The sequence below is a fragment of the Pseudoalteromonas aurantia genome, from assembly GCF_005886875.1.
Lineage (GTDB): Bacteria > Pseudomonadota > Gammaproteobacteria > Enterobacterales > Alteromonadaceae > Pseudoalteromonas > Pseudoalteromonas aurantia_A.
This window is the reverse complement of sequence record NZ_PNBY01000165.1, coordinates 1-2105: the sequence shown is the minus strand read 5'-3', so window position 1 is coordinate 2105 and position 2105 is coordinate 1. Positions and strand designations below refer to the sequence as shown.

At 39.7% G+C, this 2105-nt stretch carries 1 pseudogene; it reads left to right on the top strand.

Features of this window, described 5'->3' with window-relative positions:
• Nucleotides 1–732 (top strand): annotated as a pseudogene (locus tag CWC18_RS20255) (IS3 family transposase); the annotation flags it as partial.
• Nucleotides 733–2105: the final 1373 nt, after the last annotated feature.

Here is a 2105-nt window from a genome sequence, read left to right as displayed (position 1 = left end):
AGGAGATCTTAAAAAAGGCCTGCGCCCTCCTGCTAAAGGAAACCAAGTAACGTTTAAAACCGTTAAGAAGCTCTCTTCAGTATTTCCAGTGAGTAAGCTTTGTAAAGTAATGAACGTCAGTCGCTCAGCCTATTATGCTTGGCTAAAGCGACCCGCAAAAATTATTACAGCAGAGCATTTGCATATGTATCGAAGAGCCAAAGTCATCTTCGAGCAAAGCAGAAATAGCTTGGGTTATCGAGATCTGAAGAAGCGGTTATGCAAGGAGGGCTTTAACGTCAGCGAATATGGCGTTAAGAAGTTAATGGCTAAGCTTGGTTTAGTTGTAACTCAGCGAGTTGCCTACAAAGTCACAACCAAGTGTAAACATAGTGATGCCGTTGCTGATAACCTGCTGGATCAGAACTTCAATCCTGTTGCACCAAATCAGGTCTGGGCTGGTGATGTGACGTATTTAAAAACAGGGGAAGGCTGGATGTACCTAGCCATTGTTATGGACTTATATTCACGCCGAATCGTTGGCACATAGATAAGCGAATGACGACTGACTTGGTCAGCAAAGCTATGATGAAAGCTTATAACTTAAGTTAGCCATCACAAGGCTTGGTGTTTCACTCTGATAGAGGCTCACAATATACCAGTAAGCATTACCGTAAACTGCTAACCACCTACGGTACTAGAGCGAGTATGGGCGATGTTGGAGCGTTGATGAATAGGTTCATATTTCACCGGGCAGGCAGTTATAAGCGAAAAACAGACTGTCGCTCTAACTCATTTTTTGGACAAGAACGTGTTAGAGTATTTATTAAATAACGCTTGCCTAACCGGCGCAAAATAGCGAAGAAGGAGCTCAGCCTGCTGTTTTGTGTCCCTTTTTGTTTAGGCACTTATCAGATAACTTTATGTTTATAAGTGATTTTTAGTAAAGCTGATGCAATAATATATTCTAAGAACACAAAAACCATCTGGAGTGAAGAAAAAATACCGCTAACTATATCTGTAGGAGCTTCCCCTCTCGGAAATGGCTTCGTTTTATGAATAAAGTAAAAAAAGTTTATAAATCCATAGATAGTTATTAATGCCAATACAAATAAATACTTACCATTTGTAGCTGAAAAAATATGAACCAGATTACCATTACTACCATTAGGCATTGTTTTATTACACATATTTACCAATGGGATTGCCATTAATATGACAAAGGCTTGAAAAAAAATGTGATTGACTTGAAAATCACAATACCAAAGTGGCTGCAAATATTTATTATTACAACTGACAAAAAGCAAAACAATGCCAGCCCTAAAAAAAATCGAAGAGTTGATGGGGTCATAGTTACCTAACTATTTAGTATTTATGCGGCACGTTGTTTGTGCTGCATAATCGCTTGTTGGACTGAGCCGCTACCTACTCGATGTGTCAGAGTTGGTGTTATTTATGCTATGGGAATTTGCTTTTGGTGGCGTAAGGTATCTCGAGCCTATTTTATCGGCTTGTCTTTCGCGCTTAAGCCATCCCTGCATTACTCAGTAAGTTTTATCGTGCCATTACAGCTAATTTTCGCTGATTTATCAATGATATTTTCACCGCGCACGTACTTTTTTTAGCCTGAACACTTAAGCAGGTTAACCCGTTGATTTAATCCAGCAAGCTCTGCTGCTAGCTCGTTCGTGCTAATTTCATGGTCTCTTCACTTGAATTAACTATTTCGTTAAATCGTAAAAACCCTATTTTGCACGTCAATTTTGGGTGGATGTCAGTCAAAACTTTTGGGTGGGATTACCGGTGGATGTCAGTTAAAGTTTTTCAGGTGTCGGCTGTGTGACACCTATCCTTATTTGTTTTAGCTATCGAAATACACTTAGGCCAAAAGGTGCAAACCTGCCACGCTGCTGACTCCGTAAGCCCATAAAGTTTCAAACGCAGAGCTTAAAAAAATACGAGTACGAGCAGTTATTGTTTTTACCATCCCCCTGTGTCAGGATAGTTGTCGCCTCAGTTTTTCATAAAATAAAACAGGGAGCGGTAAGTTAGTTATGAGTGAAGCATTATCCAGAAGATCATAAACAAGCAGTCATTAGAAAGCTGGTTGAAAGTGGCTTATCATT